Source organism: Heyndrickxia ginsengihumi, assembly GCF_011008565.1.
Taxonomy (GTDB): Bacteria; Bacillota; Bacilli; order Bacillales; family Bacillaceae_C; genus Weizmannia; species Weizmannia ginsengihumi.
Map to the genome: position 1 here is coordinate 34,158 of NZ_JAAIWK010000012.1, position 25,823 is coordinate 59,980.

A 25,823-nucleotide genomic window follows, 5' to 3' on the forward strand; every position below is an offset into this window, starting at 1 on the left:
TAGGAGGAAAAATGGATGGGAATTGACGTCGATATCATTTTTAAAATTGCTGGTGTTGGAATCGTTGTCGCATTTTTGCACACGATCTTAGATCAAGTCGGAAAAAAAGAATATGCACAGTGGGTTACACTATTAGGGTTTATCTATATTTTATTTATGGTTGCTTCAATTGTGGGAGATTTATTTTCTAAAATTAAATCTGTTTTCTTATTTCAATAAGTCAAATGAATACCCTTTAAGTGGTACGAGAAGGGGGGATTAACCATTGAAATTTTGCAAATTGTAGGAATTGCATTGATTGCGACATTTCTTGTTTTAATTTTGAAAGAACAAAAACCTAATTTTGCTTTTCTATTAACATTATTTGTTGGCTGCAGTATTTTTCTTTTTTTAGTGGATAAGATTTATGAAATTGTCCAATTACTTGAAAATATCGCACAAAAAGCAAATGTAGATACGATGTATATACAGACTATATTAAAAATTATTGGTATTGCTTATATTGCCGATTTTGCCTCCAACATTACAAAAGATGCAGGTCAAGGAGCACTGGCGGCAAAAGTGGAATTAGCAGGGAAAATTCTTATTTTAACAATGGCGATACCAATTATTACGGTTTTAATTGAAACCATTATTAATCTGGTTCCAACCGGATAAAGCAAGGAGTGAAAATCGTTGCGGCAATGGATGCAGATTCTTATCGTCATACTCATCGTTTTTTTTTCAAAACAAGCTATCGCTTATGGAGCCACCGATGAATCAAGTTCGCAGGAAGCTATCCCGGAAAAATTGGTAAATCAGCAATTGAATCAGTTAGATTTGTCTGATTTAAAGAAATACTGGAATGAAATTAATTCAGAATACGGCGGATTTTTACCCGAAAGCCAAAAAGGTAGTCTTATTGATTTTATTAAAGGCGAGAAACATTTCTCATTACAAGCATGGTTTAAAAGTTTATTAACGTTTATTTTTCAAGAATTATTAATTAACGGGAAATTACTCGGGTCCCTTATCATTTTAACGGTATTAAGCGTCCTGCTTGAAACACTTCATCATTCTTTCCAGCAAGGGATGATTAGTAAGATTGCATATGCAGTTATTTTTATGGTACTTGTCATTATTGCTTTGAACAGCTTCCATGTTGCATTGGATTATGCCAAACATGCAATAGAGACGATGAATGGATTTATGATTGCATTAATGCCGCTCATTCTAGCACTTTTATCAACGACAGGCAGTGTGACTTCTGCGACATTTTTCCATCCGGTTGTCGTATTTTTATCTAACACGAGCGTAATGTTTATACAATATATCGTCTTACCATTATTACTATTATCAACATTACTAAGTATTGTCAGTACGTTATCTGAACAGTATAAAGCTACCCAATTAGCAAAATTGTTAAGGAATATTAGTATCGGCGGTTTAGGAATTTTTATGGCAATTTTTTTAGGAGTTTTATCTGTACAAGGTACGGCTACAGCAATTACAGATGGACTTGCCATTCGGACAGCTAAATTTGTCACTGGCAATTTTATTCCTGTTATCGGAAGAATGCTAACGGATGCAACAGATACAGTCATAAGTGCATCTGTGTTGCTGAAAAACACTGTAGGCATTGCTGGCGTGGCAATGATTCTATTAATAGCTGTTTTCCCAGCGATAAAGATTTTTGTTATGTCTTTTATGTTTAAATTAGCAGCAGCTATTATGCAGCCATTGGGGAGCGGCCCCGTAATTGCTTGTCTGGATACAATTAGCAAAAATATGTTATACGTTTTTGCCGCTTTAGCAATTGTTACGATTATGTTTTTCTTAACGATCACGATTATTATCACAGCTGGAAATATTACGATGATGATGAGGTGAAAGGAAAATCTGTCATTTTTGCACAGCGCAAAAGGAGGCGTTTTTGCATATGGAATACATTACAAAATGGGTACTGAATATCATTATTTTTATTTTACTAGCAATGGTTGTTGATATGTTACTACCAGATTCCAGTATGCGTAAATATACAAAGCTTGTAATTGGATTGTTGCTAGTGACGATCATCGTTACCCCGATTTTTCAGCTGTTTTCCAAAAATTTTAACACGGTCATGACGAATGTTGTAAATCATGGAGATGTCAATCAAACTTCATTGGAAAATTCAATAGAAATAAAGAAAAAAGAAATAATTTCAAATCAACAGGAATATACATTAAAACAAATGGCTGTCCAAATGAAAAAGGATGCAGAGGGGGAGGTAGAAAAGAAGTTTGGTAAACAGATTACCGATATTCAACTAACATTAAAAAATGATAATACGCTTGGGGAGAATGGCGCTGAATCAATCGATGCCAACGACCTGAAAAAAATTATCGTTTATGTAAAACAAGACAATGCAACTGGGGCCATCGCTTCTATTGAACCTGTTAACATTTCAGCAACAGAACATGCAAAAAACAATAACTCCGTAGATACGAAATCTATTATTTCAACACTGTCTAATCATTGGAATGTATCGAAGCAAAAGATTGAGCTTCATATCGAAGGGGGGACAGAATCTTCGCAATGAACAATAAGCATGGGCCGTTGGATCAATTAAAAGAATGGTTGTCAATAAAACCTTCATCATCAAACAAAAAGAATAAAAAATATCCTATTATATTACTTCTTTTTATTTGTGGAATAAGCGTTATGGTGCTTAATAATTTGTTTTCTCATCATCAAAGCAAAAATAATTTAACTGCAGCAGCTATGTCGGACCAAAGTAGTAAAAGTCAAGAAACGATATCTCTCAATAAAAATAGTTCTAGTAAGAAAAAATCGATTAACTCCTATCAAGAACAGTATCAAGAAGAGCTGAAACAAATTTTAGAACAAATGTCTGGAGTCGGTTCAGTTAAGGTTCTTGTAAATGTTGCTTCAACAGAAAGCAAGGTATATGAGAAAAATTCAACCGTTCAAAACCAAATTACGACGGAAACCGATAAAAATGGTGGAGAAAGAAAAATCGATAATATTTCAAAAGACGATAAAGTGGTTACTGTGCAAGATGGAGAAAAACAAGTTCCGCTTGTTACAGAAACGAAAAAACCAAAAATTACAGGTGTTCTTGTTGTTTGTCAGGGGGGCAATGACATTGCCATACAAAGAGCAGTAAAAGAAGCAGTTTCAAATGCACTAGACGTTCCAAGCTATAGAGTTTCCGTCATGTCGAAAAAGTAATAGGGGGAATTTAAAATGTTATTAAAAAAGCAAACAGTTTGGTTATTAACGATGTTAAGTTTAGTAGTTGTTCTATCTGTCTATTATGTAACATCTGACCCAAGTTCTACTAATCAAGTGGCGAAAAATGAGGCAAGCAAGACAAAAACAGAGTCGAAAGAGCAAGCATCCTCTTCTAAAAATAACGTAAAAATTACAACAAAAACAGCAAGTAATGAAGTATTTGAAGCACTTCGTCTAGAAAGACAAGATGAAATGAGCAAACAGCAAGAAGAACTTACAAACAAACTGGCATCAAATGATTTGACACCAGATGAAAAAAGCAAAGCATATGACGAAATGCAAAAATTAACAGAAAGAGCAAACAAAGAACAAGTATTAGAGACATTAATTAAATCAAAAGGTTATGATGATGCACTTGTACAAGCTGATGGTAACCAAGTAATTGTTACTGTAAAATCAAGTAAGCATGACAAAGCTGCAGCAAACCAAATACTTAAGCTTGTCAATGAAGAGTTAGGCAACTCTCCAAAACTAGCTGTTGAATTTAAATAATCAAGAAGGCATAAACTTTTCGGAGGGAATGCCTCCTTTTTTTATATTTCAACCTTTTCCCTTAAAAGTTTATAAAAATATGAAATAGAGCATCCTGGAGCGAAGAAACAACTGTTCTTTTTTTGATGAACAAGTATTAAAGGTTATAAAAACAACCTAATTTAAAAAAATACTGGATAAAAATAACTGTTTCTCATTCAAATATTGAATTCTTTCTAGTTCTTATCGTATGATATTGATAGTTATTCATTAAAATGTGAAAAACTTTAAAACGAATTTTATTTATTTAAGGAGTGTCTAATATGTTAAAAGTTCAAGATATTAGGGAGTTAATCGAACTCGTTGATCAATCAAGTATCAATGAATTTGAATATGAAAACGAAGGTGTATCCATTAAGTTGAAAAAGAATACAGGCGTTCAAATTGTTGAACGAGCTGCAGCCGAAGCACCGTTCGTTGCTGCCGTTCAAGCACCGCAAGTCGCTCAAACACAACAACCTGCACAAGCAGCTCCGCAAGCTTCTGAGGCGGAAAAAGCTGCAGATGAGAATTTACATAAAATTGTTTCTCCAATGGTAGGAACTTTCTATCAAGCGCCATCACCTGATAAAGAAGCTTATGTAAGAGTCGGATCAAAAGTAAGCTCAGATTCAATTGTTTGTATGATTGAAGCAATGAAACTATTTAATGAAATTGAAGCAGAAGTAGAAGGAGAAATTGTTGAGATTTTAGTAAATAATGGCCAACTAGTAGAATATGGACAACCATTATTCTTGGTGAAGACAAAGTAAGGAGCGGACATTAATGATAAAAAAAGTATTGGTTGCCAATCGAGGAGAAATTGCGGTACGTATTATTCGTGCTTGCCGCGATTTAGGAATTGAAGCAGTAGCTGTCTATTCAGAGGCAGATAAAGATGCTCTTCATGTACAATTGGCTGATGAAGCTTATTGTATTGGACCAACTGTGGCAAAAGATAGCTATTTAAACATGATGAATATCGTTAGCATTGCTACATTAACGGGGTGTGATGGAATTCATCCAGGATATGGCTTTTTAGCTGAAAACGCGGATTTCGCTGAATTATGTCGCGAATGTAATATTAAATTTATTGGCCCTAGCCCAGAAGCGATTTCGAAAATGGGGACAAAAGATGTAGCAAGAGAAACAATGAAAGTAGCGGGAGTTCCAATTGTCCCAGGATCAAATGGAATTGTGGAAAGCACAGAGGAAGCGATTGAAGTCGCAAATTCAATAGGATATCCTGTCATTATTAAAGCAACGGCAGGTGGCGGTGGTAAAGGTATCCGTGTTGCTAAAAATGAAGAAGAATTGTTAAAAGGAATTAGCATTACACAGCAAGAAGCAGCAACAGCATTTGGAAATCCTGGTGTATATATAGAAAAATATATCGAAGATTTCCGCCACGTTGAAATTCAAGTAATGGCAGATGAACATGGAAATGTCATTCACTTAGGTGAACGCGATTGTTCAATTCAAAGACGTTTACAAAAACTGCTTGAAGAATCACCTTCACCAGCATTATCAAGTGAAATTCGTGAAGAAATGGGGCAAGCAGCTGTAAAAGCAGCCAAAGCGGTGAACTATACAGGTGCAGGAACGATCGAGTTTATTTTTGATCATCATGAACAAAAATTTTATTTCATGGAAATGAACACACGTATTCAAGTAGAACACCCGGTTACAGAAATGGTGACTGGTGTTGACTTGGTGAAAGAACAAATTCTCGTAGCATCTGGTGAGCCATTATCTATTACACAGGATGAAGTACAATTCAATGGTTGGGCAATTGAATGCCGGATTAATGCTGAAAACCCTGCGAAAAACTTTATGCCATCACCAGGTAAAATTAATTTTTATTTGCCACCAGGTGGTATTGGTGTTCGTGTTGATTCAGCTGTATATCCTGGCTATAAAATTCCGCCATTTTATGACTCAATGATTGCAAAAGTGATTGCTTATGGGGCAACACGTGATGAAGCAATAGCTAGAATGAAACGTGCTTTAAGTGAATTTGCAATCGATGGAGTTGAAACAACCATTCCTTTCCACTTAAGACTGCTTGAACATAATGTATTTGTCGAAGGAGATTTTAACACGAAATTCCTTGAAAAATATAACGTAATGGAATAACTTGTTACTAGGAGGTGTGTTAAGTATGACAGAAACAAATCAAATGTTAGCGATGCACCATGAGAATGATGATTTAGGTAAAGTAGAAATTGCACCAGAAGTGATTGAAGTCATTGCAGGAATTGCTGCCACTGAGGTGGAAGGCGTTGCACAAATGCGCGGTAATTTCGCGAGCGGAGTAGCCGAGCGACTTGGAAAGAAAAATCACGGTAAAGGTGTTAAGGTTGATCTAACTGATGATGGAATTATTGTTGATGTTTTTTGTACAATGAGTTTTGGCGTTTCAATTCCAACTGTTGCGCAAAAAATACAAGATAATATTAGACAAGCACTATTGACGATGACAGCTCTTGAAGCGTCTGAAGTTAATATTCATATTGTAGGGATTCAATTCGAAACCCAAAAGAGTGAAACCGATTTCTAAACAGAAGAGTAAACAAAAAAAGAGTCAAAGACGGAGTGTCTTGGCTCTTTTTTTGTCATAGAAAATGATTTGTTTGAATTAAAGCAATACTCTCTCTATTGATTCTTTTACTGCAATTATTGCGGGGCTTCTTTTTTTGCTACAATCTTTTTGGTAAAATGATTTATGCAAATAAAAAGTATGAATTATTTAAAGGAGTTTTAACTTAATATGATGAAAAGAAGAACCGCCCGTGAAAAAGCATTACAAGCTTTATTCCAAATAGATATGAATCAATCAACTCCAGAAGAAGCAATAGAAAATGTATTACATCATCAAGAGCATGATCCTTACTTAAGTGACCTTGTAGAAGGAACTTACGCACATATAAAAGAGATTGATGCATTAATTAGTGATCACCTTGACAAATGGTCAATTGATCGTCTAGCAAAAGTGGATTTAAATATTTTGCGGCTAGCAGTATATGAATTAAAGTATGTTGAAGATGTTCCGGCAAATGTTGCAATTAATGAAGCACTTGAAGTTTCAAAACGCTTTGCTGATGAACGTTCTAGTAAATTTATAAATGGTGTATTGAATCATATTAAACAAATGATTCAATAAAGAATATGAACTGGGGGATAAAGAAATGTCTGCAAAAATTATTGATGGGAAACAACTAGCAAATACTATTCGTCAAGATATTAAAAAGGAAGTAGAGCACCTGCAAACAAAAGGGGTAACACCAGGATTAGCTGTGATTTTAGTTGGGGATAATCAAGCTTCACGTACATATGTTGCGAATAAAGAAAAAGCATGTAAACAACTGGGAATGAAATCTGTATTAATTGAATTACCGGCAACAATTGACGAACAAACTTTATTAACTAAAATTGTTGAATTAAATAATGACGCTTCAATACACGGTATTTTAGTACAGCTCCCATTGCCAAAACATATTTCTGAGAAAAAAGTCATTGAGACTATTTCTCCTGAAAAAGATGTTGATGGTTTCCATCCCATTAATATCGGCAGAATGATGACGGGACAGGACGCCTTTCTTCCTTGTACCCCATTTGGTATATTAAAGATGATTCAGTCTACTAATATTGATGTCACGGGCAAACATGTTGTTGTCATTGGCCGCAGCAATATTGTAGGGAAACCTGTTGGACAATTATTTTTAAACGAAAATGCGACGGTTACTTACTGTCATTCGAAAACGACTGATTTGGCAAGCTATACAAGGCAAGCAGATATTTTAATTTGTGCGATCGGAAAAGCCAAATTTGTAACGGAAGAGTATGTGAAAGAAGGGGCAGTTGTCATTGACGTTGGAATGAGTCGTGATGAAAATGGAAAATTATGCGGGGATGTAGATTTTGAGTCAGTACAGGACAAGTCATCTTTTATTACGCCTGTACCAGGGGGTGTCGGTCCAATGACAATTACGATGTTAATGTATAACACATTAAAATCTGCCGCCAAAGAGATTTAAAAAGTAGCATAATTTTTATATAAAGACGTTATCATCGCTAATAAGCTTCTATTTTGATAAAATAGAAAGGAAAAAGCTGCCTTCCTTTGTAAAGGGAGCAGCTTTTCTTCTTGAAACAGGAGGTGTTTTCAAGATGAACAGTCAACCATATTTAAGTGTACAGGCTTTAACAAAATACATAAAACGTAAATTTGATGCTGATCCATATATGCTTAATATTTTTGTAAAAGGAGAAATTTCTAATTTCAAACGTCACTCAAGCGGACATATGTATTTTACTTTAAAAGATGATAAAGCACGGATCTTAGCTGTCATGTTTTCATCTGCCAATAAAATATTGAAATTCGAACCGGAAAATGGGATGAATGTCTTAATACGAGGATCTATTTCTGTATATGAAGCAAGCGGAAATTACCAATTGTACGTGAAGGAAATGCAACCAGATGGAATTGGTGAATTATATTTAGCGTATGAACAATTAAGAGCCCAATTAGAAAAAGAAGGGCTGTTTGCTCCTGAACATAAACAAAAAATACCGCCCTATCCCCATGCCGTTGGTGTAATTACCTCGCCAACAGGTGCTGCTGTCCGTGATATTATTACGACGATTAGAAGAAGATTTCCGATTGCAAAAATCATTCTTTATCCTGCGCTTGTCCAAGGAGGAAATGCAGCCCCCACCATTGTACGCGCAATTGAACGGGTGAATCAGAATGAAGAAGTCGATGTTTTGATTGTCGGCAGGGGTGGAGGATCGATTGAAGAATTATGGGCATTTAATGAAGAGTCAGTAGCGCGAGCGATTTTTCAATCTACCATTCCTGTAATATCCGCTGTTGGTCATGAAACAGACTTTACAATTGCTGATTTTGTTGCGGACTTACGCGCACCAACTCCAACAGCAGCTGCTGAGATGGCAGTTCCTCATATTGAAGAATTAATTGAACGGATTTTGAATCGTAAAACGAGATTAATACGCAGTGTGCGTGAGAAAGTTCATAGAGAAAAAAATCGGCTGGAATATATTGTACGTTCTCCTATATTTAGAAATCCGCATCGACTGTTTCAACAACAAATTGAGACTGTCGACAGGTTATTAACACGGTTGCAACGTGAAATAAAGCACCACTCTTTACTTTCTATGCGTACATATCAAGAATTAAACCGCCGTTTAATAAACAATCGCCCAACACAAAGGTTACAGCTTGAACAGCAACGTTATGCTAAGTTAAACCAAGAGCTAACAAAACAAATGAAATCCATTTTAAAAGACAAACAGCATCAGTTCGCCAAAAATTTATCAGCCCTCGAAGCTTTAAGTCCTTTGAAAGTAATGGAAAGAGGATATAGTCTTGCCTATACAAAAGATCAAACATTGATCAAATCTACGAAACAAGTTCAAAAGGATGACGATATCCAAATTCAATTATCTGACGGATTACTATGGTGTAATATAAAGCAAATTGAAAGGGGAAATGGACATGTCTAAGACGTTAAGTTTTGAAGAAGCAATGGAACAATTAGAAGCGATTGTGCATCAACTAGAAGAAGGCGATGTGCCGTTAGAAGAGGCAATTTCAATTTATAAAAAAGGGATGGAATTATCACAATTATTGCATGACAAACTAAAAAATGTTGAAGAACAGCTGACAAAAGTAATGACGGAAGACGAACAAGAAGTTGATTTTGTTATTGAAGAGGAGGAATAGGCTTGGATGATTTGCGGCCTTATATAAAAAAAGTTGAAAGTCAATTAGTTCAAGAAATATCAGCATTAAATGCACCATTTATCCTGAAGGAGGCAATGAATTATTCATTACAAGCTGGTGGTAAAAGAATTCGTCCTCTTCTTTTACTATCGACGATCCATGCGCTTGGCGAGGAAATTGAAAAGGGAATACAAGCTGCGTGTTCTCTTGAAATGATTCATACTTATTCGCTCATTCACGATGATTTACCAGCGATGGATAATGATGATCTTCGTAGAGGAAAGCCAACAAATCATAAAGTATTTGGTGAAGCGATTGCGATTCTTGCAGGTGATGGTCTTCTCACCTATAGCTTCCAATGTTTGGCAAAGGATCCATTATTAACACTTGAACAAAAAGTAGCATTACTTGAGTTATTGGCACAATCGGCAGGTCCAGAAGGAATGGTAGGCGGACAAGTAGCGGATATGGAAGGCGAAAATAAGTCATTAACACTTGAAGAATTGCAATATATTCATGAAAATAAAACGGGCAAGTTATTGTCATATAGTGTATTAGCGGGCGCGATTATAGGTGGAGCAACGGAAGAACAGCAAGCTTTATTCCATCAATTTTCACAGCATCTTGGACTCGCTTTTCAAATTCAAGATGATATTTTAGATATCGAAGGAGATCAAGAAAAAATAGGAAAGCCAGTTGGAAGTGATCAATCGAATCATAAAAGTACATATCCATCTCTACTTACACTTGAAGGCGCAAAAGAAAAATTAAAAGTCCATATTGAAGCAGCCCAGTATTTTCTAAAACAAACAAAATTAGATATCACATTTTTAAATGAAATTACGCAATTAATTGCTCAACGTGATCATTAAGGTAGAAAAGCAATTGAGATATGTTATAATACAGTTACCATCTTTTAATGACCATGATCATTTGACAACGCTTAAATATTTGATATAATACCGTTTCACATTAGTGTTAACGGTTCTTTTCATGATAATAAACTGGTCGAAAATAGGAAAATCTTGTAGAAAAAGTAGAATCGTTTATAATAAGAATACAATCAAATTGTAGAAGAACGAATACTAAGACATGAAAGTGAGTGATCCGTATTGGATCTTACATCAATTAAGGACCCGTCGTTTTTAAAGGAAATGGACATTCCTGAGTTGAAAAAGTTGAGTAAAGAGATACGTCGATTTTTGATTGAGACGTTATCAAAAACAGGTGGACATATTGGACCTAATTTAGGTGTTGTTGAATTGACGCTTGCATTGCATAAATGCTTTAATAGCCCGAAAGACAAACTTCTTTGGGATGTCGGCCATCAATCATATGTTCATAAGATATTAACAGGAAGAGCAGACCAATTTGATACTTTAAGACAATATAAAGGACTTTCTGGATTTCCAAAACGCAATGAGAGCATGCACGATGTTTGGGAAACAGGTCATAGTTCCACTTCACTGTCAGCTGCAATGGGCATGGCAGTTGCCCGGGATTTAAAAGGTGAATCTTCCTACATTGTTCCTGTTATTGGCGATGGTGCCCTTACAGGTGGAATGGCATTAGAGGCATTGAATCATATAGGACATGAGAAAAGTGATATGATTGTTGTTTTAAATGACAATGAGATGTCAATAGCACCAAATGTTGGTGCTATCCATAACATGCTTGGTAAGCTTAGAACTGATAGTAAGTATCAGCGTGCAAAAGATGAACTTGAAATGTTTCTTAAAAAAATTCCTGCTGTTGGTGGCAAGCTTGCTGGTACAGCGGAAAAATTAAAGGATACATTAAAATATTTATTTGTTTCTGGCATCTTTTTTGAAGAGTTAGGTTTTAAATATTTGGGACCTGTAGACGGCCACAATTTTGATTCTTTGCTTGAAAATATTCAATATGCGAAAAAGACAAAAGGTCCGGTCTTATTGCATGTTATTACGAAAAAGGGAAAAGGTTACGAGCCAGCAGAAAAAGATAAAAAAGGTGCGTGGCACGGAACAGGCCAGTATAAAATTGAGACTGGTGATTTTATAAAACCGGTGGATACTCCGCCGGCATGGAGTAAACTCGTAAGTGATACTGTACTAAAATTAGCAAAAAAAGACCCGCGTATTGTGGCAATTACACCTGCAATGACAGTTGGATCCAAACTTGAAAAATTTCAAGAAGAGCTTCCAAACCGTGTATATGATGTCGGGATTGCAGAGCAGCATGCAACGACTTTTGCAGCGGGGCTGGCAACGCAACAAATGAAGCCATTTTTAGCAATTTATTCAACCTTTTTGCAACGTGCATACGATCAAGTTGTCCATGATGTTTGTAGGCAAGATTTAAATGTATTTTTTGGAATTGATCGGGCCGGTTTGGTAGGTGCAGATGGTGAAACACATCAAGGTGTGTTTGATATTGCATTTTTACGTCATATTCCCAATATGGTTTTGATGATGCCTAAAGATGAAAATGAGGGCCAGCATATGGTAAATACTGCCATTCAATATAATGATGGGCCAATTGCGATGAGATTTCCGCGTGGCAATGGCTTAGGTGTGCCGCTTGATGATGAGTTAAAAAAGATCCCGATCGGTTCCTGGGAAGTATTAAGGGAAGGATCAGATGCATGTATTTTAACTTTCGGCACAACGATTCAGATGTCATTGGAAGCTGCAAATAACTTACAAAAATTAGGGATTTCGGTTAAAGTTGTCAATGCACGTTTTATTAAACCAATGGATGAAGCAATGTTATTATCTATTTTAAATACAGGCATGCCAATATTAACTGTTGAGGAAGCTATTCTACAAGGCGGATTTGGCAGTGCAGTAATTGAATTTGCTCACGACCATGCCTTCTATCAGCTGGTCATCGATCGAATTGGTATACCAGATCAATTTATTGAGCATGGCAGTGTCAAAGATTTACTTCAAGAAATTGGGTTAACGGCAGAAAGTATTGTACACAAAATTCAAAATATCTTACCAAATAAACAACAAAAAAGGGCTTAGTCGCTATATGAAAAAGGAACGAATAGATGTACTCCTCGTTGAGCGAGGACTAATGGAAACAAGAGAAAAAGCAAAAAGGGCCATTATGGCAGGGCTTGTTTATGCAAATGAAACACGCTTGGATAAACCCGGAGAGAAAATTAGCATCGATACACCGCTTGTTGTGAAAGGAAATCCATTGCCATATGTTAGCAGAGGTGGCTTAAAACTTGAAAAAGCATTAAAGGTATTTGCTGTTGACATAAAAGATAAAATTTTATTAGATATTGGCGCTTCTACAGGCGGATTTACAGACTGTGCCCTGCAACATGGGGCAAAAATGTCTTACGCTCTTGATGTGGGCTATAATCAATTGGCTTGGAAACTGCGCAATGATGACCGTGTCGTTGTAATGGAACGTACAAACTTTAGATATGTAACAGCAAGTGATCTTATAAAAGGGTTGCCTAGTTTTGCTTCCATTGATGTTTCATTTATTTCTTTATCTTTAATTTTACCCGTATTGAACAAGTTGCTTCTTCCTAACAGTGATGTCATCGCATTAATTAAACCGCAGTTTGAAGCTGGTAGAGAGCAAGTAGGGAAAAAAGGAATTGTAAGGGATAAGAAAGTTCATAAACAAGTAATTGAAAAAATTATTCAACTAGCAGTAGAGGAAAATTATATCGTTGAAAACCTTTCTTATTCACCAATTACTGGCGGAGAAGGAAATATTGAATTTTTAATCCATCTAAAATGGACCGGTGCAGAACAAGGAGAAAATAAACTAAATACAGCAACAGTGGAAGATGTTGTGAATGACGCTCATTCCACATTGCAAAAAAGAGCAGATCATTGATTTGCTCTTTTTTAAGGTTTTTCATTTATCATTCGTGTACAATTTTTTTAAAATAGGCTAATATACAAGTAGTTGTATAAATACTAAATCATTTTACGATTTTTTCATAATATTATTCATAATTAGCTACTTTATCGAGGTGAGAATATTGAATAAAGGCCAACGATTAATCAAAATCCGCGAAATGATTACGAATTTTGATATTGAAACACAAGACGAGCTTGTAGAACAACTGCGGAATGCAGGCTTTAATGTTACGCAAGCAACTGTTTCCCGAGATATTAAAGAACTTCATCTCGTCAAAGTACCGTTAAGTAATGGCAGATATAAATACAGTTTACCAGCTGATCAACGTTTTAACCCTACACATAAATTAAAAAGAGCATTAATTGACGCGTTTGTCAGCATTGATACTGCTGGGCATTTAATAGTGATGAAAACTTTACCAGGGAATGCTCATGCGATTGGTGCATTAATTGATATATTAGATTGGGAAGAAATTATTGGAACATTATGCGGCGACGATACATGCTTGATCATTTGCAAAAATGCAGATCAAACAGAGAAAATTGCCCAAGATTTTTTAGATATGTTGTAATAATAGAGGTGACATAATTGTTACAAGAGTTAGCAATCAAAAATTTTGCCATAATTGATGAATTGTCGCTTTCATTTGAAAAAGGATTAACCGTGTTGACTGGTGAAACAGGAGCAGGTAAATCGATTATCATTGATGCTGTTCATTTGCTAGTTGGAGGCAGAGGGTCCTCTGAATTCGTACGCCATGGTGAGGGGAAAGCAGAAATTGAAGGGCTTTTTCTTTTAGATCAAGAACAGCACCCTTGTGTTGAACGTGCCCGGGAATTTGGAATTGAAATTGAAGAAGGCATGATCATTTTACGCCGTGAAATTTCAAAGTCTGGGAAAAGTGTTTGCCGAATTAACGGTAAGCTCGTTACGATCTCTACTTTACGGGAAATTGGCGGGACGCTGATTGATATTCACAGTCAGCATGAAACACAAGAGCTATTAAACGAAACCTTTCATTTACCGCTTCTTGACCAATATGGACAGCAAGAAATTAGTACAAGCTTAGTGAATTACGAAGAGATCTATAAGCAATATGAGACAGCGTTAAGCCGTTTAAAACGGTTTAATGAAAATGATCAGCAGCTTGCACATCGTCTTGATCTAATACAATTCCAGTATCAAGAGATTCAAAAGGCAAATTTGCAATTGAATGAAGATGAAGAACTATTAGAGGAAAAAAGAAAACTTGTTAATTTTGAACGTTTGTTTGAATCCTTAAATACAAGTTATCAGTCCCTTCAAGGGGAACAGCGTGGTCTTGATTGGATTGGTTTATTGATGAGTCAATTAGAAACTGCAGCAGAAGTTGATAAAGATATGGAGCCAATTTTAGAATCCGTTCAAAATAGTTATTATATGCTTGAAGATGCTGCACATAGTATTCGTGATCAACTGGACAATTTAGAATTTAATCCTGAACGTTTAAACCAAATTGAAAGTCGTCTAAATGAAATCAATCAACTAAAACGCAAGTACGGAACGACAATTGAAGATATTTTGGAATATAGTTCGAAGATTGAAGAAGAAATTGAAACCATCCAGCATCGTGATCATCATATTGAAGAATTACAAAAAGAATTGGACATATTACAAAAGGATCTTTATTTAGAGGCAAAACAACTAAGTGATCTTCGGCAAAAATGGGCAAAAACATTAACTGAAAACATTCATTCAGAATTAAAACAATTATATATGGACAAAACAATATTTGAAGTTAGATTCCATTCAACATCGGATCAGTACATAGACGAAGCATCCCCCATTCCATTCCGTAAAGATGGTTTGGACAATGTTGAATTTTATATTTCTACAAATCCGGGTGAACCGTTAAAACCATTAACAAAAGTTGCCTCAGGAGGAGAACTTTCACGTATTATGCTTGCCCTAAAAACAATTTTTTCTAAGCATCAAGGTGTAACATCCATTATTTTTGATGAGGTAGATACTGGTGTAAGCGGCAGGGTTGCACAAGCAATTGCAGAAAAAATTTATCAAGTATCAATTCATTCGCAAGTGCTATGTATTTCCCATTTACCTCAAGTTGCTTCGATGGCGGATACTCATTTCTTTATTATGAAAGAAACATCTCAAGGTAGAACGAGAACGAAAGTAAAGACTTTAAATAAAGAGGAAAAAATTAAAGAAATTGGCCGCATGATTTCTGGAGTTGAAATGACTGATTTAACAAAGCAACATGCACAAGAATTAATCGAATTGGCACATTCCATTAAACAAGGGAAAAAATCTCTAAAGGGCTGAGGATTAGCCGAAAGAAAATTAAAGGTCAATTAACACAACTATCCATTTTGGGTAGTTTTTTTTCTTTTTCAGTTGTTATAATTCATCATCATCAAGGCTAAATTAAAACCATAGCCAAGATAAATAAAGGCTTTATAAAAAGGGTGGACTAGAAGCGAGGAGAGTGAACAGTTTGAATTGGGAATTTGTTAGAAAAATGATTGGTGGAGTTCTCCTTGTTTCATTATTTATATTGGGGTTCTCACACCCATTTCAGCAATACCTTCACTTTCCAAAACAAGTTCGAATGATGGAAGGTCAAGAAGTACATTTTGCGAAATCTGTGAATGTATCTGCGGCACCTGTTTCAAGTAAAAGTACCGCAGAAATTAAAAATAGTAAAGATTCTGTTGCAATTAAAGGGAAATCTGTTGGAAAAGAAGACATGTTTTTGGAATTTGCAGGTTTGCCGATCAAAAAAGTAAATGTCCAAGTTCTAAAAAACATTAAAATGATACCTGGCGGCCAATCAATAGGTGTTAAATTAAACACATTAGGTGTATTAGTAGTTGGCCATCATCTTGTGGAAACAACTAAAGGGAAATTCTCACCAGGGGAGCAAGCGGGAATTGAGGTTGGCGATATAATCATCAAAATTAATGATCACAAAATTGAAAAGTTATCTGATGTCGGTCCAATTGTTCAGTCAACGGCCCAAAACGGAAGGCCTTTAAAGATTACATTAAAACGTGATCAGAAAACGATACAAACGAGTTTAACGCCACTAAAAGACAAATCTGAAGATCATTACAAATTAGGTTTATACATTCGTGATTCTGCTGCAGGAATTGGAACGATGACTTTTATCGATCCTAAATCAGGAAAATATGGTGCTTTAGGACATGTTATCTCTGATATGGACACGAAAAAACCAATTGTAGTAGAAAATGGACGAATTGTAAAATCAACCGTTACTTCAATTGAAAAAGGTAAAAACGGAAATCCTGGTGAAAAATTAGCTCGTTTTTCTGCAGAAGATCAGGAATTGGGAAATATTACGAAAAATAGTCCGTTCGGAATCTTCGGCACGTTAAAGCACAGTTTCAGTGACGATAAATATGATAAACCAATGCCGATTGCTTTATCCAATCAAGTAAAAACAGGTCCTGCCAAAATTTTAACTGTTGTAAATGGAAGCAAAGTCGAAGCTTACGATATTAAAATCGTTAGTACAGTACCACAAAAATTCCCGGCTACAAAGGGCATGGTAATAAAAATTACAGATCCAAAATTGTTGAAAAAAACCGGAGGCATTGTCCAAGGGATGAGTGGTAGTCCAATTATTCAAGATGGCAAACTCGTAGGTGCCGTGACACATGTTTTTGTAAATGATCCAACATCTGGATATGGTGTTCATATAGAATGGATGTTAAACGAAGCTGGAATTAAGTTATATAAAAAACAACAAACAACACAACAAGAAGCAAGTTAAGGTGCCTGACCCCTTTTGTACATTGCAGTACAAAAGGGGTCAGGCATCTGTCGAATATAGTCGTTTTCTAAAGAAAACAAAAGAATTATTAAGTAATCATTTATTTTTTGATAAAATTTAAAGAAACAGCAGGATATTTATTGTCATTGTCGAAACTTATGTATGTAAATAAAGAAATTGGAATGTATTGGCTATTTTTGAGGAGGATACCGGTAGTGAAAAAAATTAATGTATTTATTGTTGATGATAATCGCGAGCTTGTACACTTATTGAATGAGTATATTTCTTCACAAGAAGATATGGAGGTTGTTGGGGTTGCACACGATGGGTCAGAATGTATTGAAATGTTAAAAGAAACGACTCCAGATATTTTACTATTAGACATTATTATGCCGCATTTAGATGGTCTTGGGGTGTTAGAAAAATTAAGAGAGTCAAACTACATGTCCATGCCAAACGTAATTATGTTAACTGCTTTTGGACAGGAAGATGTAACGAAAAAGGCAGTAGAGCTTGGGGCTTCTTATTTCGTCTTAAAACCATTTGATATGGAAATGCTTGTCTCGAATATACGGCAAGTAAGCGGAAAAGCAAATTCATTTGTTAAATCAAACACTAGTTCAGCAGTACGCAATAATACACCAGTTGAAACAAAGCCAAAGAATTTAGATGCTAGCATTACAAGCATCATCCACGAAATTGGAGTACCTGCTCATATTAAAGGATATATGTACTTAAGAGAAGCGATTTCCATGGTTTATAATGATATCGAATTGCTTGGTTCCATTACAAAAGTACTATATCCTGAAATTGCAAAAAAATTCAATACAACCGCAAGCAGAGTCGAGAGAGCTATTCGTCATGCGATCGAAGTAGCATGGAGCCGCGGTAACATTGATTCCATTTCATCATTATTTGGTTATACTGTTTCTATGTCAAAAGCAAAGCCAACAAACAGTGAGTTTATTGCAATGGTAGCAGATAAATTACGTCTGGAGCATATGGCTTCATAACTATTTTATAAAACAAGATAAATTAGACCACGTTTGTCATTAAATTGTTATCATATTACTCATTTTTCCAACACTTTCAATTTATTGGATGAATAAAATCTGATAAATGCGGAGGTGTTTTATTTTTTCTGAAAATTCATCTATTAAAGAAGTTGCCTATGTACTTGCATCAGGGAGTATGTAAGCGCATACATTAAATTGAAATCCGCATTAGCGTTTCCTTTCAGGTGCCCGTTTTCAACGGGGGGCCAAATATCTAGAATTATTTACTATGACCATAATAGAAAAGAAATGATTGTAATGAAATGTATATAGAAAGTAAACAATTAGAATAAGAAGTTTCTATTAAATATTCCCTTTGTAAAAAGTTCGGTTTTATATAAAAAATTATGTTCTTAACAAATCATCAGGCTTCATATTAACATTGAAAAAGCTATCACAAATATAATATAACTGAAAATGTTTTGACTTTTATTGAGGATGTGACAACATGACACTTATTTTTGCACATCGTGGATCTGCTGGTACACACCCCGAAAATACGATGGCTGCATATGTAGAAGCAGAAAGGGCCGGAGCCGATGGTATTGAGCTGGATGTCCAGCTTTCAAAAGATGGGCAGCTTGTTGTAATCCATGATGAAACAATTAATCGAACGACAAATGGAAAAGGATACGTGAAAGATTATACTTTGAATGAATTAAAGCGATTCAACATTTTAACAAAGCAGCAGCATATTTTAAAAATTCCAACATTGGAGGAAGTATTTGATTGGCTGAAAACTAATGATCTTTATTGCAATATTGAATTAAAAACTTCAAAAATTCGCTATGATTTCATTGAAGAAAAAGTTATTGCTTTAATTAAACGATATCACTTTGAAGATCGCATGCTTATATCATCTTTCAATCATTATTCGATCATTCAATGCTATCGGTTAGCACCTGAAGTTGAAATTGCCCCACTTTATTCGGAAGTATTATTTATGCCGTGGGTATATGCAAAGTCCATTCAAGCAAAGGGAATCCATCCGAATGTAAAAACGATAAATGATGCCCTTATTCAAGCTTCAATGGAAAACGGGATTGCAGTCAGACCTTATACTGTGGATAAAGAAGAAGATATGAAAAGATTATTCAAGCTTCAATGTTCAGCAATCATTACTGATTATCCTGAAAAAGCTGTAACGTTACGAAGAAAACATACGTAATTGCTTGAAAAATGTCTCCCTTTATGAGGCTGGTATACGAACAAAATAGTTCATTATTCGTTTATTATCGTTCACATATTTGCTATTATATATTGATATGAGCAAGACAATGGATGCACTAATATTCTGAATTTACGATTATTTGCAGAAACGCATAAAAAGTTGCAAACTAGAAAAAAGGAATGTTTTTCTAAAGGGAGAAATTCTGCTGTAAATCGTTTATGTAGACAGCATTTCTATGAGTTGCTCGTAGAAATGTTGCTTCCTTTCAAAAATGCTAATATGCAATCTCTTTTTACGAAGGAAAGATCATCCCATTTACGTATAAAATAACAGAAATCTTCTTTGAAAAGGAGGAGTTAATTTGGCAAGAGATTATGATGTAGTTGTATTAGGCGGTGGGACCGGAGGATATGTTGCAGCCATTCGTGCTTCACAGCTAGGATTAAAAACAGCTATTGTTGAAAGAAATAAATTAGGCGGAACATGTTTACATAAAGGATGTATACCTAGTAAAGCGCTATTAAGAAGCGCTGAAGTATACAGTACAATTAAACGAAGTGAAGATTTTGGCATTCAAGTTTCCGATACAGTTTTACAGTTTCAACGTGTTCAGGATAGAAAGAATGCGATTGTAAATCAATTACATAAGGGAGTTCAACATCTAATAAAGCAAGGAAAAATTGACATTTTTAAAGGAACTGGCCGTATTCTCGGACCTTCTATCTTTTCACCGCTATCTGGAACAATTTCAGTTGAAATGGAAAATGGTGAAGAAAATGAAATGCTTATTCCTAAAAATGTCATTATTGCGACGGGATCACGTCCCCGCTCATTGCCAAATTTAGAGATTGATGGACAGTTTGTTCTAACATCTGACGAGGCATTAGAGCTAAATGAATTACCTAAATCTATTATTATTGTAGGTGGTGGGGTAATTGGCATTGAATGGGCCTCTATGTTAGCTGATTTTGGTGTGCAAGTAACGATTTGTGAATTTTCAAAGCATATCGTACCAACAGAGGATCAGGAAATCTCAAAAGAAATTCATCGATTGCTAAAGAAAAAGGGTGTAACAATTTGTACCGATGCCAAAATTATGCCAGAGACTTTGAAGATAGAAGCAGGACAAGTAACGATACAAGCAGCAATGGAGAAAGAAACGCGGTTGTTTCAAGCTGAAAAAATTCTCGTTTCTGTTGGCAGAAGGGCTAATATAGAAAGCATTGGTCTTGAAAATACAGACATTGAAATAGACCATGGCGTGATAAAAGTAAATGAACATTTACAAACGAAAGAGGCTCATATTTATGCCATTGGTGATGTCATTGGTGGCTTGCAATTGGCACATGTTGCTTCACGTGAAGGGATCGTTGCTGTTGAACATATTGCTGGCTTGGATCCTGAACCAATTGATGCTCATCTTGTACCAAAATGTATTTATACGAGTCCTGAAATTGCAAGTGTTGGGTATACAGAAGAGGAAGCAAAGGATAAAGGATACAATGTTAAAGTTGGCAAGTTCTCATTTAAAGCAATTGGAAAAGCACTTGTCTATGGAGAATCAGACGGTTTTGTAAAAATTATAGCTGATCAAGAAACCAACGATGTCCTTGGGGTGCATATGATAGGTCCCCATGTAACAGATATGATCTCTGAAGCAGGCTTGGCCCGGGTATTGGATGCAACTCCTTGGGAAATCGCCCAGACGATTCATCCACATCCTACTTTAAGTGAAGCAATTGGTGAGGCAGCGCTAGCAGTCGATGGGATTGCGATTCATTCATAAGTGTTCAAATAAAAATGGCTAAGGAGGATATCAAATGACAGAAAATCGACATAAAGCATTAGGGCTGACAGATCAAGAAGCCCTCAACATGTATGAAACGATGTTAGAGGCACGCAGAATTGATGAACGTATGTGGCTATTAAATCGTTCAGGAAAAATACCATTTGTTATTTCTTGTCAAGGACAAGAGGCAGCACAAGTAGGAGCTGCATTTGCGCTAGATAATCAAAAAGATTATATATTGCCATATTATCGTGATTTAGCTGTTGTATTACGATTTGGAATGACAGCTAAAGATTTATTTCTTGCCGCTTTCGCAAAGGCGGAGGACCCGAATTCAGGAGGGCGACAAATGCCTGGTCACTTTGGGCAAAAGAAGAATCGAATTGTGACACAGTCATCACCAGTTACAACGCAAGTTCCGCATGCGGTTGGGATTGCTTTAGCGGCGAAGATGGAGAAAAAGGATATTGTTTCATTTGTTACATTTGGAGAAGGTTCATCAAACCAAGGTGATTTTCATGAAGGAGCAAATTTTGCAGCAGTTCAAAAATTACCTGTCATCTTAATGTGTGAAAATAATCAATATGCGATTTCTGTTCCGGCTGAAAAACAATTAGGAAATACGCGTGTTTCAGATCGAGCGATCGGCTATGGAATGCCTGGATTCACAGTTGATGGAATGGACCCGTTAGCAGTCTATGAAGTAACAAAAGCAGCGGCTGATCGTGCAAGACGCGGAGAAGGACCAACATTGATCGAAACAGTAACATATCGTTTCACAGCCCATTCATCAGATGACGATGATCGTTCATATCGTTCACAAGAAGAAGTGGCAACTGCAAAGGCAAATGATCCAATTTATAAATTCGGGCAATACTTGAGAGAAATTGGACTGTTAAATGATCAACTAGAAAAGGATATCAATGATCGTATCATGAAAGCAGTCAACGAAGCCACTGATTATGCTGAAAATGCTCCGTATCAAGAACCGGAACAAACATTGAAATATGTCTATGCTGAGGAGTAAGGGGGAACATATATGGCGGTAATTTCATATATAGATGCAATTACAATGGCAATACGTGAAGAAATGGAACGTGATTCCAAAGTTTTTATTCTTGGTGAGGATGTTGGTAAAAAGGGCGGTGTCTTTAAAGCAACCACTGGTTTATTTGAACAATTTGGCGAAGAGAGAGTCATTGACACGCCCCTAGCCGAATCTGCAATCGCAGGGGTAGGTATTGGCGCTGCGATGTATGGAATGCGGCCGATTGCTGAAATTCAGTTTTCAGATTTCATTTTACCTGCAGTTAATCAAATTATGTCAGAAGCAGCCCGCATTCGATATCGCTCAAATAATGATTGGCATTGTCCGATTGTTATTCGCGCCCCATATGGAGGCGGTGTTCATGGTGCTTTATATCACTCACAATCAATGGAAGCGATTTTTGCAAATCAGCCAGGTTTGAAAATTGTGATGCCTTCAACCCCTTATGATGCAAAAGGACTATTAAAAGCAGCTGTACGTGATGAGGATCCTGTTCTATTCTTCGAGCATAAACGCGCATATCGTTTAATTAAGGGGGAAGTACCTGAAGATGATTATGTACTGCCGATCGGTAAGGCAGATGTAAAACGTCAAGGTGACGATATTACAGTGATTACGTACGGACTATGCGTTCATTTTGCATTGCAGGCAGCTGAGAAATTAGCTCAAGATGGTATAGAAACGCACATTCTTGATTTAAGAACTGTGTATCCTCTTGACAAAGATGCAATTATCGAAGCGGCTTCTAAGACAGGAAAAGTATTATTAATTACGGAAGATAACAAAGAAGGAAGCATTATTAGTGAAGTATCGGCTATTATTGCTGAAAACTGCCTTTTTGATTTAGATGCGCCGATCATGCGTTTAGCAGGTCCTGATACACCTGCAATGCCATTTGCACCAACAATGGAAAAATATTTTATGATGAATCCTGAAAAAGTGGAAAAAGCAATGCGTGAATTGGCTGAATTTTAATCAGCTTAATATAACAATGAATGACTTTTTATTGCTAGGGAGGAAATCTTATTGGCTATTGAAAAAATGAAAATGCCTCAATTAGGGGAAAGTGTAACAGAAGGAACGATCAGCAAATGGCTTGTTTCTCCTGGAGACCATGTTCAAAAATATGATCCAATTGCAGAAGTTATGACTGATAAGGTAAATGCCGAAGTGCCCTCATCCTTTTCGGGCGAAATTGTGGAACTGATTGCAAAAGAGGATGAAACTTTAAGCGTTGGTGAAGTGATTTGTACGATAAAACTAGAGGGCCAAGAAGAAGATAGTAGTTCTATGTCAAACATAGTTGAAGAAGATCAACAGGATTCAACTGCTTCTATTGCTCCTGTCAAACTTGGGGATCAAGGGAAGAAACTCCGTTATTCTCCAGCTGTACTAAAACTTTCGCAGGAACATCAAATTGATCTTACGAAAGTGAATGGAACTGGTAAAGACGGGAGAATCACACGGAAGGATTTATTGAAACTGATTGAACATGGTAACATTTCGACAGCAAATAATGCTGAAGTTGTAACAGGTAAGCAAGAAGTGAAAGAGGCTAAGCAAACAAGTATATCTATACCTGTTTCTTCGGGAGCACAAGGTATTCAGAAAGGCGATATTGTCAAACCAGTAAGTGGCGTTCGTAAGGCTATTGCTAATAATATGCTACGCAGTAAGCATGAAATTCCACATGCATGGATGATGATGGAAGTCGATGTGACAAATCTTGTTGCCTATCGTGATTCTCTTAAACAAGAATTTAAACAACGTGAAGGCTTTAATCTTACTTACTTTGCTTTCTTTGTGAAGGCTGTTGCTCAGGCATTAAAGGAATTTCCAGAATTGAATTCAATGTGGGTTGACGATCAAATTGTTCAAAAACAAGAGGTTAATCTTTCGATTGCCGTCGCAACAGAAGATGCTCTTTTCGTTCCTGTCATAAAGAATGCTGATGAAAAGTCTATTAAAGGAATTGCCCGCAATATTACGGAATTGGCACAAAAAGTACGAACTGGTTCTTTGAAAGCCGAAGATATGAGCGGCGGTACTTTTACTGTCAATAATACTGGTTCGTTTGGATCAGTACAATCGATGGGCATTATTAATTATCCACAAGCTGCGATTTTACAAGTAGAAGCGATCGTAAAACGCCCAGTTGTCATGAATAACGGAATGATTGCTGTTCGAGATATGGTAAACCTATGTTTATCTCTTGATCATCGTATTTTAGATGGCCTTATTTGCGGTAAATTTTTAAAACGAGTTAAAGAATTGCTTGAAAATATATCAGCAGAAAATACTTCTGTATATTAGTAACAACGTGTTATAAGCAGTCTACCAAAATGAAGTTTATGTTAGAAATGGCTTCCTTTAAGATTTAAAAAGGATGGAAGGCTTCCTTGGGAAAAGCAAATCAAACGGGAGACGCTGGGGATTGTATCGCCCTGGAAAGCGAATATTTGAAGCGGAAAATAGCTTTCTTTTTTAATTACTGTTTATATACAATCATGAGGGTCTGACCTTTGTTAAAAGGCGGGCTCTTTTTTGTATATGACTCATTCTTCTGTTTTCTTTCAAAACCAGTCATGCTCTATAAAAATAGACTTATGATATTATGTCTATTTTGTTAATTAAATCGCTCACAAAATAGAAATGCTAGTTAGGAACCTTTATATAGCAGTGTTGAGAGCGGTTTCTTCATCCATAGATGTTTATGACTGATTTTGAATGAATTTTGTTGATTTCTGTCGGTTTTGATTGTAAAATGAAGTTGTGTAGAAATGAATGCACTTACAAGGTAGGGATGTTGATGTTAACTGAACAAAGGCATCGAATGATACTAGAGCTATTAAAAAGTAAAAATATCGTTAGTATCCAGGAATTTACTGCATATACAAATTCATCCGAATCTACGATCCGCCGAGATCTAACACAGCTTGAAAAAAAGAAGCTGTTAAAACGAATTCACGGTGGAGCCCAACGTTTACATGGTAAGTTACAGGAACCAAATATTGTTGAAAAAACGGCTCAAAACACACGGGTAAAGGAGAAAATCGGACTTTATGCAGCTTCATTAGTGGAAAAAGATGATTGTATTTACTTAGATGCAGGCTCAACGACTATGCAAATGATTCAATACTTAAATCCTGGTAATCATATGGTAGTCGTAACAAATGGTATTACGCTTATTCCTCATTTGCTAGCAAAGGGGATTAAAACATATTTAATTGGTGGACTTGTCAAACCAAGGACAGAAGCTGTCATTGGGAGCGGTGCTTTGAACGATATTAATGGGTATCGTTTTGATAAATGCTTTTTAGGCACAAATGGCATACATCCGAAGCTAGGATGTACGACACCTGACCCTGAAGAAGCAATTCTTAAATCTAAAGCTTTAGAACTATCACAAGAAGGGTTTATTCTTGCTGATGATTCAAAATTTGGAGAGATTTCTTTTTCAAAATTCGCAGAACTATCAGATGTTACGATTATTACGAATGAGCTAGAACAGGAAATACTATCAATCTATCAAGAAAAAACAGAAATAAAGGTTGTGTAAAAT

The 25,823-nt window shown here is 36.0% G+C and carries 26 protein-coding genes; all 26 read left to right on the top strand.

Going from position 1 to position 25,823, the window contains the following annotated elements; all coding sequences use genetic code 11:
* The first annotated feature begins 15 nt into the window (after positions 1-15).
* The gene (spoIIIAC, locus tag G4D61_RS08875; RefSeq protein WP_025726741.1) at positions 16-219 is read left to right on the top strand and encodes a stage III sporulation protein AC; all 204 of its coding nucleotides are present in this window, start codon (positions 16-18) and stop codon (positions 217-219) included.
* A 54-nt stretch (positions 220-273) separates the two neighbouring features.
* The gene (gene spoIIIAD, locus G4D61_RS08880) at positions 274-657 is read left to right on the top strand and encodes a stage III sporulation protein AD (protein WP_035348110.1); all 384 of its coding nucleotides are present in this window, start codon (positions 274-276) and stop codon (positions 655-657) included.
* Positions 658-687: 30 nt separating this feature from the next.
* Complete coding sequence (spoIIIAE, locus tag G4D61_RS08885) at positions 688-1,869, top strand: stage III sporulation protein AE (protein WP_052137819.1); 1,182 nt, start codon at positions 688-690, stop codon at positions 1,867-1,869.
* A 49-nt stretch (positions 1,870-1,918) separates the two neighbouring features.
* Positions 1,919-2,560, top strand: coding sequence for a stage III sporulation protein AF (spoIIIAF, locus tag G4D61_RS08890; RefSeq protein WP_025726744.1), 642 nt, complete (start codon positions 1,919-1,921; stop codon positions 2,558-2,560).
* A complete protein-coding gene (gene spoIIIAG / locus G4D61_RS08895) occupies positions 2,557-3,213 on the top strand; it encodes a stage III sporulation protein AG (RefSeq protein ID WP_025726745.1) in 657 nt (218 codons plus the stop codon). The genes spoIIIAF and spoIIIAG overlap by 4 nt, the downstream gene beginning before the upstream one ends.
* 15 nt (positions 3,214-3,228) lie before the next feature.
* Entirely contained in the window at positions 3,229-3,768 is a 540-nt protein-coding gene (locus G4D61_RS08900) for a SpoIIIAH-like family protein (protein ID WP_025726746.1), read from the top strand.
* Positions 3,769-4,070: 302 nt separating this feature from the next.
* Positions 4,071-4,559 (top strand): acetyl-CoA carboxylase biotin carboxyl carrier protein, encoded by a 489-nt coding sequence (accB, locus tag G4D61_RS08905; protein ID WP_025726747.1) that lies wholly within the window; start codon positions 4,071-4,073, stop codon positions 4,557-4,559.
* 13 nt (positions 4,560-4,572) lie between these two features.
* Complete coding sequence (gene accC / locus G4D61_RS08910; protein ID WP_025726748.1) at positions 4,573-5,922, top strand: acetyl-CoA carboxylase biotin carboxylase subunit; 1,350 nt, start codon at positions 4,573-4,575, stop codon at positions 5,920-5,922.
* A gap of 25 nt (positions 5,923-5,947) precedes the next feature.
* Positions 5,948-6,346, top strand: coding sequence for an Asp23/Gls24 family envelope stress response protein (locus G4D61_RS08915; protein ID WP_163173752.1), 399 nt, complete (start codon positions 5,948-5,950; stop codon positions 6,344-6,346).
* 213 nt (positions 6,347-6,559) lie between these two features.
* Positions 6,560-6,949, top strand: a complete 390-nt coding sequence (gene nusB / locus G4D61_RS08920) for a transcription antitermination factor NusB (protein WP_035353857.1) — start codon at positions 6,560-6,562, stop codon at positions 6,947-6,949.
* A gap of 25 nt (positions 6,950-6,974) precedes the next feature.
* A complete protein-coding gene (gene folD / locus G4D61_RS08925) occupies positions 6,975-7,823 on the top strand; it encodes a bifunctional methylenetetrahydrofolate dehydrogenase/methenyltetrahydrofolate cyclohydrolase FolD (protein ID WP_163173754.1) in 849 nt (282 codons plus the stop codon).
* 133 nt (positions 7,824-7,956) lie between these two features.
* Complete coding sequence (xseA, locus tag G4D61_RS08930; protein WP_035353824.1) at positions 7,957-9,312, top strand: exodeoxyribonuclease VII large subunit; 1,356 nt, start codon at positions 7,957-7,959, stop codon at positions 9,310-9,312.
* Positions 9,305-9,532 carry an exodeoxyribonuclease VII small subunit gene (locus tag G4D61_RS08935; protein ID WP_025726752.1) on the top strand — a complete coding sequence of 76 codons (228 nt, stop codon included), beginning with the start codon at positions 9,305-9,307 and terminating at the stop codon, positions 9,530-9,532. The genes xseA and G4D61_RS08935 overlap by 8 nt, the downstream gene beginning before the upstream one ends.
* A gap of 2 nt (positions 9,533-9,534) precedes the next feature.
* Complete coding sequence (locus G4D61_RS08940) at positions 9,535-10,404, top strand: polyprenyl synthetase family protein (protein ID WP_025726753.1); 870 nt, start codon at positions 9,535-9,537, stop codon at positions 10,402-10,404.
* A 240-nt stretch (positions 10,405-10,644) separates the two neighbouring features.
* Complete coding sequence (gene dxs / locus G4D61_RS08945; RefSeq protein ID WP_035353827.1) at positions 10,645-12,540, top strand: 1-deoxy-D-xylulose-5-phosphate synthase; 1,896 nt, start codon at positions 10,645-10,647, stop codon at positions 12,538-12,540.
* Between the two features lie 7 nt (positions 12,541-12,547).
* Entirely contained in the window at positions 12,548-13,378 is an 831-nt protein-coding gene (locus tag G4D61_RS08950) for a TlyA family RNA methyltransferase (RefSeq protein ID WP_035353829.1), read from the top strand.
* A gap of 148 nt (positions 13,379-13,526) precedes the next feature.
* Positions 13,527-13,976: a transcriptional regulator AhrC/ArgR gene (gene ahrC, locus G4D61_RS08955; protein WP_025726756.1), complete on the top strand. Its 450-nt coding sequence runs from the start codon at positions 13,527-13,529 to the stop codon at positions 13,974-13,976.
* 17 nt (positions 13,977-13,993) lie between these two features.
* Positions 13,994-15,727 carry a DNA repair protein RecN gene (recN, locus tag G4D61_RS08960; protein WP_163173756.1) on the top strand — a complete coding sequence of 578 codons (1,734 nt, stop codon included), beginning with the start codon at positions 13,994-13,996 and terminating at the stop codon, positions 15,725-15,727.
* Between the two features lie 172 nt (positions 15,728-15,899).
* The gene (spoIVB, locus tag G4D61_RS08965; protein ID WP_035353831.1) at positions 15,900-17,198 is read left to right on the top strand and encodes a SpoIVB peptidase; all 1,299 of its coding nucleotides are present in this window, start codon (positions 15,900-15,902) and stop codon (positions 17,196-17,198) included.
* Between the two features lie 215 nt (positions 17,199-17,413).
* Positions 17,414-18,211 (top strand): sporulation transcription factor Spo0A, encoded by a 798-nt coding sequence (gene spo0A / locus G4D61_RS08970; RefSeq protein ID WP_163173758.1) that lies wholly within the window; start codon positions 17,414-17,416, stop codon positions 18,209-18,211.
* A 490-nt stretch (positions 18,212-18,701) separates the two neighbouring features.
* Positions 18,702-19,421: a glycerophosphodiester phosphodiesterase gene (locus tag G4D61_RS08975; RefSeq protein WP_035353834.1), complete on the top strand. Its 720-nt coding sequence runs from the start codon at positions 18,702-18,704 to the stop codon at positions 19,419-19,421.
* Positions 19,422-19,785: 364 nt separating this feature from the next.
* Positions 19,786-21,210 (top strand): dihydrolipoyl dehydrogenase, encoded by a 1,425-nt coding sequence (gene lpdA, locus G4D61_RS08980; protein WP_035353836.1) that lies wholly within the window; start codon positions 19,786-19,788, stop codon positions 21,208-21,210.
* 34 nt (positions 21,211-21,244) lie between these two features.
* Complete coding sequence (locus tag G4D61_RS08985; RefSeq protein ID WP_025726801.1) at positions 21,245-22,240, top strand: thiamine pyrophosphate-dependent dehydrogenase E1 component subunit alpha; 996 nt, start codon at positions 21,245-21,247, stop codon at positions 22,238-22,240.
* A gap of 12 nt (positions 22,241-22,252) precedes the next feature.
* Positions 22,253-23,236: an alpha-ketoacid dehydrogenase subunit beta gene (locus G4D61_RS08990; protein ID WP_025726802.1), complete on the top strand. Its 984-nt coding sequence runs from the start codon at positions 22,253-22,255 to the stop codon at positions 23,234-23,236.
* A gap of 51 nt (positions 23,237-23,287) precedes the next feature.
* Positions 23,288-24,574, top strand: coding sequence for a dihydrolipoamide acetyltransferase family protein (locus G4D61_RS08995; RefSeq protein ID WP_035353839.1), 1,287 nt, complete (start codon positions 23,288-23,290; stop codon positions 24,572-24,574).
* A 496-nt stretch (positions 24,575-25,070) separates the two neighbouring features.
* Positions 25,071-25,820, top strand: a complete 750-nt coding sequence (locus G4D61_RS09000; RefSeq protein WP_025726804.1) for a DeoR/GlpR family DNA-binding transcription regulator — start codon at positions 25,071-25,073, stop codon at positions 25,818-25,820.
* The last annotated feature ends 3 nt before the right edge of the window (positions 25,821-25,823 follow it).

Bases quoted from the DNA above. Each gene is read 5' to 3' on its own strand.
- G4D61_RS08915 (WP_163173752.1), top strand. From the start codon at position 5,948: ATGACAGAAACAAATCAAATGTTAGCGATGCACCATGAGAATGATGAT.
- spoIIIAE (WP_052137819.1), top strand. From the start codon at position 688: ATGCAGATTCTTATCGTCATACTCATCGTTTTTTTTTCAAAACAAGCT.
- G4D61_RS08900 (WP_025726746.1), top strand. From the start codon at position 3,229: ATGTTATTAAAAAAGCAAACAGTTTGGTTATTAACGATGTTAAGTTTA.
- accB (WP_025726747.1), top strand. From the start codon at position 4,071: ATGTTAAAAGTTCAAGATATTAGGGAGTTAATCGAACTCGTTGATCAA.
- accC (WP_025726748.1), top strand. From the start codon at position 4,573: ATGATAAAAAAAGTATTGGTTGCCAATCGAGGAGAAATTGCGGTACGT.
- G4D61_RS08935 (WP_025726752.1), top strand. From the start codon at position 9,305: ATGTCTAAGACGTTAAGTTTTGAAGAAGCAATGGAACAATTAGAAGCG.
- nusB (WP_035353857.1), top strand. From the start codon at position 6,560: ATGAAAAGAAGAACCGCCCGTGAAAAAGCATTACAAGCTTTATTCCAA.
- xseA (WP_035353824.1), top strand. From the start codon at position 7,957: ATGAACAGTCAACCATATTTAAGTGTACAGGCTTTAACAAAATACATA.
- G4D61_RS08975 (WP_035353834.1), top strand. From the start codon at position 18,702: ATGACACTTATTTTTGCACATCGTGGATCTGCTGGTACACACCCCGAA.
- spoIIIAC (WP_025726741.1), top strand. From the start codon at position 16: ATGGGAATTGACGTCGATATCATTTTTAAAATTGCTGGTGTTGGAATC.
- spoIIIAG (WP_025726745.1), top strand. From the start codon at position 2,557: ATGAACAATAAGCATGGGCCGTTGGATCAATTAAAAGAATGGTTGTCA.
- G4D61_RS08990 (WP_025726802.1), top strand. From the start codon at position 22,253: ATGGCGGTAATTTCATATATAGATGCAATTACAATGGCAATACGTGAA.
- G4D61_RS09000 (WP_025726804.1), top strand. From the start codon at position 25,071: ATGTTAACTGAACAAAGGCATCGAATGATACTAGAGCTATTAAAAAGT.
- spoIIIAF (WP_025726744.1), top strand. From the start codon at position 1,919: ATGGAATACATTACAAAATGGGTACTGAATATCATTATTTTTATTTTA.
- G4D61_RS08985 (WP_025726801.1), top strand. From the start codon at position 21,245: ATGACAGAAAATCGACATAAAGCATTAGGGCTGACAGATCAAGAAGCC.
- G4D61_RS08950 (WP_035353829.1), top strand. From the start codon at position 12,548: ATGAAAAAGGAACGAATAGATGTACTCCTCGTTGAGCGAGGACTAATG.
- folD (WP_163173754.1), top strand. From the start codon at position 6,975: ATGTCTGCAAAAATTATTGATGGGAAACAACTAGCAAATACTATTCGT.